This window comes from Moorena sp. SIO1F2, assembly GCF_010672755.1.
In the GTDB taxonomy this organism is placed as follows: Bacteria; Cyanobacteriota; Cyanobacteriia; order Cyanobacteriales; family Coleofasciculaceae; genus Moorena.
On record NZ_JAAHFV010000566.1, the window covers coordinates 1 to 2,687 of the forward strand.

General features: G+C 43.1%; 3 protein-coding genes. 2 read left to right on the forward strand and 1 reads right to left on the reverse strand.

Features of this window, described 5'->3' with window-relative positions; all coding sequences use genetic code 11:
• The coding region (locus F6J94_RS32780; RefSeq protein WP_293047881.1) for a hypothetical protein at positions 1 to 244 on the forward strand (244 nt) is incomplete at its 5' end.
• Between the two features lie 445 nt (positions 245 to 689).
• Positions 690 to 914: a hypothetical protein gene (locus tag F6J94_RS32785; protein WP_293029159.1), complete on the forward strand. Its 225-nt coding sequence runs from the start codon at positions 690 to 692 to the stop codon at positions 912 to 914.
• Between the two features lie 597 nt (positions 915 to 1,511).
• Here the strand turns inward: F6J94_RS32785 and F6J94_RS32790 are convergent.
• Entirely contained in the window at positions 1,512 to 1,724 is a 213-nt protein-coding gene (locus F6J94_RS32790; protein ID WP_158069537.1) for a hypothetical protein, read from the reverse strand.
• Positions 1,725 to 2,687 lie beyond the last annotated feature (963 nt).

Sequence of the window (2,687 nt, forward strand, 5' to 3'; positions counted from 1 at the left end):
CAATGAAACCAGGAGTGAATTTTTTGCTAGTAATCCTGATGTTCCCGTGATCGAATTAACTTATCCGGTAGATGAGATTGAGTTTTTTTTCAACAATAGAACCTATACCAAGGCCGATTCAACCATATCCAAGCTACTGTCAATGAGTCACCTACTTCCTCTAACCCCGAGCAAGCAGCAATCCAACAGAACCCCACAGAGAAGAAATGGAATCTCTCAAATAAACTTGCTCTGTACGGCATAATAGCGACCTTATTTGTAGGATTAGGGGCATGGCTGTTTAGCGGACTTCTTAATGAAAAGGTAATAGAATGGTTTAGTCCAGAGCCAGCAACACAACAAGAGCAACTAGATTAATCGTAGGGTGTGTCTTCTTGCCTCGGAGATCCCCCGTTTCCCTTAAAAAAGGGGGACTTTGACTATGGCTCCCCCCTTTTTTAAGGGGGGCTGGGGGGGATCATAATCTTGCGGAAAACTTTGAAAACACGCCCTAGGGTGGGCAGTGTCTAGCAAGGGGCTTTTTTAGGTGATATCTATTTAGCATTGCCCACCCTACATAAGTTACATAAGCTGATAGCTGACAATTTATCCTAAAATTACTTACCCAAAAAAAAGTTTTTCAAAACCCTTGACAAACTATATCATAATCATTACAATAATCATTGTAAACGAAATTGATTTTTTTAATCATGTCTACAGACTTTATTCCGAATCACGACAATAATTCTGAGGATTCTAACCCAAAGAAAAAACGTATTAAGTACATTAAGGGCTCTCCTGAAGCAGTAACTAATACTATTTACAGCCTTTATGCACTGGGGTATGCAGATGTTTCCGAGTGGAGCCCTTTGCAGCCGACGGGCATTCCAGGGGAAGTAATTAGTTTTGCAACCAAGTCTTCGACTTGGCGTTAATAGGTTAAATTTCTGGGGGGGTTTCCCCCCTGGTCAAAGGCTCCGGTTTGTTCGGGTAGAATCACATCCGGATTGATTCGGAAACTGATAGACAAGACAATTGCGTTTACAGCAGTGAAATAGCCGTGGATAGTATTTCTACGGCTATTTTTTTTGGTTTTAATTTAATGGAATTGGGAAGTGCGAACGCGCCCCGCGTGACCTACGGTCAATCGCGTAGCGTGGCCAACGGCCAATCGGATCAGATTCCGATTGGGGCTACACCGATGGTGGGCAGTGCCTAGCAACGGACTTTGTCAGCTGATCTGATCTGTATCAAGCACTGCCCACCCTACATTAACTTTTACTGAGATTGATTATTAACAGCTATTCAGCAATGCTAAATCTTTAGCTGCTACTATTTCTAGCGTTTCTCATAGCTATGAGGTACACTTTTGATTGGCACTTATTGCCTTAAGACCTTCTTGCCTTGCTGCCTTCTGCCATTCCCCTCCTGGGAGGGGTTAGGGGTGGGTGCCTTCTGCCTTAAAAGGATAAGCAATGTCGCTCATGACTATGAGAATTGCTATATATATTGTGCAACTTATTATTTTAGCACTATTGATAACTACTATCCTGCCCCGGGTCTTTAGACCGGAGAGTGTCAACATAGACTTGTCTTAAATTTGTCAGATGATAGTCGTGTTTTAAGATTGAGCTGTCACGAACGTTGTACTTAATCTCTTCTAGGAAGAGCAGTTCAACCACGGACGGAGCCAATTCGGGGTTGTCCATGGCAGTTTCAAACAGCCACTTGGTGTCGCCGATCAAAAAGAAGTCCAACATAGTAATTTAGTAATCAGTAAGATGCACCTGTGCGATCAGCTGTGCGGGTATACACAGCTGCTAATGGTTTATCTCATATTTGTAAAAAATCAGGAAAGAATGTCCTGATCCGTGGGCTTAGTTTTGCTTAGCGTACGCCCTTGAGTTGGGATGTTGGTTTTTGCTACTGGTGCGATGCGCGTTTAGCGGCTCTTTCGGAGCATCGCAACGGTAGAAATCGGTTTCAGCTACAACCACCTATCCCTGGATGTCTGTCTGAAACATTCTGTGGGTTTATAAACACAACGAGGCGGGGTTTATTAAAAAATATTTCCAGTTTATTGACAATAAGTATTTATTATGATAAAATGCTATAGCTAAACTTGCCTAGTATACGTGGGATCAGTTTTAGCGATCGCACTAAAATCAATTAAATTGATCGTAATGACCACGTAAGCATTCAGCCGTCAGCCGTGAGCTTTTAGCTCACGCTACTTGAGGTGCCGTCAGCCGTGAGCTTATTTTAGTCAAAAGTACCGATCTAGTAGCACTATCTTTAGGGCATCAAATGTTGGCCTAGCCTGGCCTACGGCTAATAGCTGATATAGCGCTACGCGCAAGGCAAGAGGAATTCCCCCTTATTAAGGTGCATTAGCGTTTGAGATTTTATCAATGTCCTAACTTTAATGGGTAGTGCTATACCAATGTTAAGCTCAGCATTTGTAAGCCATGCATGGGTAATTTGGAGCGATGCATCCAGGTTGACCGGCTTCGCTTCTACTGCTGTTTCAATAGCTTTGGAATGAATGGGTTGGGAAAAGAAGATGTTTGAAAAAGCCTGATCTATTGGCTACTATTAGTGTTGTGGAATGGGCTAGTGTTGTGGAATGGGCTAGTGTTGTGGAATGGGCTAGTGTTGTGGAATGGGCTAGTGTTGTGGAATGGGCTAGTGTTGTGGAATGGGCTAGT

Excerpts from the sequence above, each read along its gene's own strand:
- F6J94_RS32785 (WP_293029159.1), top strand. The coding sequence starts at position 690 with ATGTCTACAGACTTTATTCCGAATCACGACAATAATTCTGAGGATTCT.